Annotated in this window: 6 protein-coding genes and 1 pseudogene; 5 read left to right on the top strand and 2 right to left on the bottom strand. The window is 38.9% G+C overall.

What is annotated here, in order from left to right; all coding sequences use genetic code 11:
- The first annotated feature begins 244 nt into the window (after positions 1-244).
- The 3 genes from CDG79_RS45705 to CDG79_RS38990 all read left to right on the top strand — a co-directional run bounded on the left by CDG79_RS45705 (position 245) and on the right by CDG79_RS38990 (position 1,379).
- The gene (locus CDG79_RS45705; protein ID WP_223278628.1) at positions 245-463 is read left to right on the top strand and encodes a phosphopantetheine-binding protein; all 219 of its coding nucleotides are present in this window, start codon (positions 245-247) and stop codon (positions 461-463) included.
- Positions 464-690: 227 nt separating this feature from the next.
- The gene (locus tag CDG79_RS38985) at positions 691-1,044 is read left to right on the top strand and encodes a hypothetical protein (protein ID WP_094346843.1); all 354 of its coding nucleotides are present in this window, start codon (positions 691-693) and stop codon (positions 1,042-1,044) included.
- A gap of 110 nt (positions 1,045-1,154) precedes the next feature.
- Entirely contained in the window at positions 1,155-1,379 is a 225-nt protein-coding gene (locus tag CDG79_RS38990; RefSeq protein ID WP_094346844.1) for a hypothetical protein, read from the top strand.
- A gap of 78 nt (positions 1,380-1,457) precedes the next feature.
- Here CDG79_RS38990 and CDG79_RS38995 read toward each other — a convergent pair.
- Positions 1,458-1,859 (bottom strand): annotated as a pseudogene (locus CDG79_RS38995) (NF041680 family putative transposase); the annotation flags it as partial.
- Between the two features lie 146 nt (positions 1,860-2,005).
- On the opposite strand from CDG79_RS38995, the gene CDG79_RS39000 reads away from it, so the two are divergent.
- Entirely contained in the window at positions 2,006-2,329 is a 324-nt protein-coding gene (locus CDG79_RS39000) for a transposase (RefSeq protein ID WP_189525295.1), read from the top strand.
- Between the two features lie 255 nt (positions 2,330-2,584).
- Here the strand turns inward: CDG79_RS39000 and CDG79_RS39005 are convergent, their stop codons facing one another.
- Positions 2,585-3,178 carry a TetR/AcrR family transcriptional regulator gene (locus CDG79_RS39005; protein WP_094346845.1) on the bottom strand — a complete coding sequence of 198 codons (594 nt, stop codon included), beginning with the start codon at positions 3,176-3,178 and terminating at the stop codon, positions 2,585-2,587.
- A 1,181-nt stretch (positions 3,179-4,359) separates the two neighbouring features.
- On the opposite strand from CDG79_RS39005, the gene CDG79_RS39010 reads away from it, so the two are divergent.
- Positions 4,360-4,948, top strand: a 589-nt coding sequence (locus CDG79_RS39010; protein ID WP_317616611.1) for a nitrogenase component 1, incomplete at its 3' end; no start/stop codon positions are given.

A 4,948-nucleotide genomic window follows, 5' to 3' on the forward strand; every position in this document is an offset into this window, starting at 1 on the left:
CATTTACCGCCTCGATTTGACAGCACCTACAAAAATAGCGATCGCAGCGAAGCGTCCACTGCTCTTAAGGTATTAATACCTGTAATGCTTATGGAATATAGCTTATAGCTTTTCTTAGTGCCATTCGACCCTAGACCAATTTCCACAAACCCCAAATGGCAAGATCGATCAAAAAGCATTACCCATCCCTACGATTACTTCATCTGCGATACATACCCCTCCCTGTAATCAAGCAGAAGAAAAAATTGCCGCTGTTTGGCGACAGGTTTTAGATTGTGAAAAACTCAGCATCCACGATAACTTTTTTGAAGTTGGCGGTCATTCACTCTTAGTAGTACAGGTTCATCATTTATTATCTTCAGATTATCCTAACTTGAAGATTGTCGATTTATTCACGTACCCTAGCATTCATAGTCTGGCAAACTATTTATTGCAGCAAACTCTCCTGGTTTCCCTATTTTAATAGAGGAATTTTGATGATATGCAAAGTCTAATAACAGTGAAAGCCGGAAAAGCTCCCAGTATCGGACTAGTTGAATTACCTGGTCTAAAAATGTTACGTTAAACGGGATTTAATATAAGCGACTTCTCCAAAGATACAATTCTTTATAGTAACCAAATTCTGCTAGCTAACCTACAAGCTGGCGGGTTCAATTTTTAAGATACATTGATAAACAAAGGAAACTCTTTATGCAGAAAAATTATATTGCTAGTGCCTTTTTGACAATTGAAAATTCTCAAGTTTTGGTATTACATGACTGTAAACAGAAGAAAACCCAGGTTATTGAAAACAAAGATTGGTTAACTATCTTAGAAATTTTTATTCACGAACAATCTGTAGAAGCAGCATACCATCGGTTCCAGAAAATTCAAGCCTTTCCTGTTTTAGAAAGTATGCAGCAGTGTATAAAAGCCCACAATATCCCAGATTCTTTTATAGTCTTTGTAACTCATAAAGTTTTGAGAGTGTTTAAAAAAGGAGATTATAGCTTGCTAATGATACCTGAAGAACCAGTCGATCTAACTAAGCTGATGTGCATCTAAATTGTATAGTACGAAAACGTAAAATTATTGTAGTGCGGGCATCTTGCCCGCATCGCATATACAAATTAAATACGCAACAGCTTACAAATAGTCAAGAGACTTACCAAGTGATGGACTACCTGTTTGAACAAGGCACTTTTACAGATAAACACCAAGCTATTAAGAATTTTGACGCTTTTAGGCAATCAGTAGAAGATATGGCAAAATTAGGCTTGCTTTCGCCATCGGTAAATACTTTAGATTTGGGTGATTTGAGACGAAGATTTCCTATATGTCCTGTATTTTTGGACTTTGGACAAAAAGAAGTGATTCGCGAGTATGAATCGCGAACCTAAAAAGTAAGCATCAGAAATTACCCCAGTTATTTTTCAAACTGAATGAAACAGATTTAAACGCTTAAAGCCTAAGAAAATTTACGCGGCTTTTTGTTGACTAGGTGTTACTTTAGACTGCTTCTTGACGACAGGTTGCTTAGTTCGTTGCGTTTGAACTTGACCTTGAACTCGACCAATTGAATTTCCTCGGGTTTTGGGAGAACGCGCAGGTGTACTAATCTCTGAAATAATTCGGTGAAAATCGCGTTGCACCACACTTGGAGTCACAATCTTATCATCGTTTTGTTTTAAATAACGCTCCCAGGCTCTGGGTAAGTGTCTCGCTAACTCCCTTGCCGCCCACAACTGTACGTAAGAGAGCATTACTAAGCGTATCCAATTTTCCTCGTTTTCGATCTCCGGAGTTTGAAACTCTGTCATCAACAAACGCTGCTTACTGAAGCGGAACATGTGTTCAAGATCGTAGCGTTGTCTGTAGCTTGGTTCGCGTAAATTATAAGCGAACCACTCTTTTTTGTCCAAAGTCCAAAAGCGATCGCTGATGAGAAAGGGCTAATAAATTGGGATTTTGGGGCTGTTGACGGCTCTTTTTCCCCCTGGAAAGGGAGGTGGTGAAGAGATTGCGTATGGTGGCAAAGGATTCATGTGTTCTAATTCATACACTAACTCAAGGTAGTGGAATGCCACTGGCTAACTGCACAACGGCAGCCAACGGTAACGAAAGAGAACAGGTATTACCTTTGCTTAATAAAGTAAAACTTAAAACTTTAAAACGCGGTAGACCACGTAAAAAGCTTAAGGTACTGGCTACTGATAAAGGTTATGATTCAAAGGAAAAACGTGCTGCTTTACGTAAGCGGGGTATTAGACCTCAAATACCAAAACGAGTCTGGAAAAGCAGGAAGAATAGAGGTAGACCTATCAAAATCTCTGTTCCCAGATTTCAGTAGGAACGCTGTTTTGCTTGGTATCAACGCAAATATCGTCGTTTAGTGGTTCGCTGGGAACGGATCAAAGTATATTTTGATGCATTCATTGATCTTGCTACTATTCATATCTGGGATGCATTCATTGATCTTGCTACTATTCATATCTGGATTCAAAGAGTTTTATTAGTGGGATAGGTTCAAGTAATGAATTCTCATCCCTGACTGCTCCATATTGAGTTGCAGTATGATTTTTTACATTAAATCATATAATAGACTTCATGTAACGCTGGATTTTGATGCAGTCTGGATTAGCGTTGCCGCGACTTTTTTCGCCTGTGAAGCAGTTGACCAACTTCCTTCCATCATCGCCACCACGATCGCACCTTGCACCAACAGAAGCAGTTGCCTGGCTAACTGTTCCGGTGATGAAACTTCTGCGGCTTGAGCTAGGCTTTTGATGTAGTGGTAAATCGATTGTTGATGCTCCAATGCCACTCGATGTCCAGGATGGTCAGCATTGGCTAGTTCCACTGAAGCATTAATGAATGCACAACCTCGAAAATCTGGGCCTTCAAACCATTCCCGCAGGGCATCAAATATTGCCAGTAGTTGTTGGGATGGGTTAGAACCTCGTTGTTCAATGGTGGTTTTGAGCCATTCATACCATTGTTCATCCTGTTGTCGCAGCCACGCTTCAATCAATGCATCTTTTGACTTGAAATGATTGTAGAGCGACATTTTAGCAACCCCAGATTCCGCAACAATTCTGTCAATACCGACATTGCGAATTCCCTCTCGATAAAACAAGCCTGATGCTGTACTTAGGATGCGATCGCGAACAGATTTACGGGTTGTTTTTGCTTTAGTCATTTAGATCGCATCCTTGAATAATGTGTAAATCTTAAATACTTCATCATAATACTGACAAAGATTTTCCTAACTTCACGATTATTTAAACCTGATGCTTTACGAGCTTTTTGAAGTTAGACTATAAACGTGTCAAGTATTTGATATTTCTGTTAGAATTTTACGTCAGAGCAATTGTATACACTGTAATTATCATAAATAAATACAGTGCTATACATTAATTTATAAAGTAGATTTTAACTCTATACAATAACGTGTATGAGCCGGATAAATTAACAAAACTTGAAAATTTTAAAACACCCTTAACCATTCTTTGATTCCTTTTAAATACCAGGGTGTTTCATTGATATCGATATTGCATTAAGTTTGTTTTATCCATTTGCTTAAATCGTAAACACTGTTATCGATTGCTTGTCCTATTCTTTCATTCGCCAAAACTTCGATTCTTTCTGAGGATTTAAGAAAACACTATCTGTAAATAATAAAAGGTTTATCCCAAAAGTGATTGATGAACTGCAAGCAGACCAAAGTCCCCCCGAACTCTGGAACTGCTACCGATCGAGTACTTCCACAATCCTCCAGAGACTTGTGGAGCAAGATCATCAGTTCATCAAACAATTGGTTAACTTATGGGATTTGGCTTCATCACTACAGCGCAAGTGCTTGGAGATCCTTTGTGCGTGAAGTGGTTTAGATTCCCTATAAATCAAGAATATCATACATCTGGCCAATTTACTTGCGCTGAGAAATTAATTTACAAACAGTATTCGTGGTTACAATTAGTCATCAGCTAGAGAGCCGCAAAGCCGATAATTTCGTTATTTTGTTGTTTGAAGTCAAGTAACTCTCGCCGAATTATCCAACTGAAGCATCCATAATCAGGATAGAAATTAAATCATTCATCCTCTTATATATAGTTAGAATAGTCTGTCTATTATCATTACTAAAACTCTTATATATAGAATGATTCGGGTTCATTAAAAACTAGACAAAACTGTCTAGTATAAACTGGTTTTATTTCCATTTTCCAATATTAATTCCGCTATTTGTTATCAAATTTACTATTATTAATTAAAAAGGTTGATAGGATTTTGAAATCAAGGAACTCAAAGAAGTTTCTGACAAAAATAAAGATATAGAAGAATGATTCTTCTTATCAGCTATTGCACAAGGAGCAATCAGCCATGCCAATGAAGTTGTTTAAGTGCGACGAAACGATTCCCGAACGGGAGAAGCACATATATATTAAAGAGAAAGGAGAAGATACAACCCAGTTTCTCCCCAGCGCCCACGTCGAAACCATTCCCGGCTCATTATCTGAGCGCGGATGCAGCTATTGTGGTGCAAAGCTAGTAATTGGTGGTGTCCTCAAAGATACTATCCAGTTGATACACGGGCCTGTGGGCTGTGCTTATGATACATGGCACACCAAACGCTATCCCAGCGATAATGGCAACTTCCAACTTAAATATGTCTGGTCATCAGACATGAAGGAACAGCACGTTGTCTTCGGTGGTGAAAAGCTGCTCAAAAAAGCGATGCTGGAAGCCTTTGCCGAATTTCCTGACATTAAGCGGATGATGGTGTACACCACCTGCTCTACTGCTTTAATTGGTGATGATATCAAACCTGTAGTCAAAGAAGTAGAAAAAGAACTTGGTGATGTCGATATCTTCACCGTTGAGTGTCCCGGTTTTGCTGGGGTGAGTCAATCCAAAGGACACCACGTGTTCAACATGGGGTGGATGACTGACAAAGTAGGAACCTATGAGC

Origin of the sequence: Nostoc sp. 'Peltigera membranacea cyanobiont' 232, from assembly GCF_002245985.1 — a bacterium.
Classification (GTDB): Bacteria; Cyanobacteriota; Cyanobacteriia; order Cyanobacteriales; family Nostocaceae; genus Nostoc.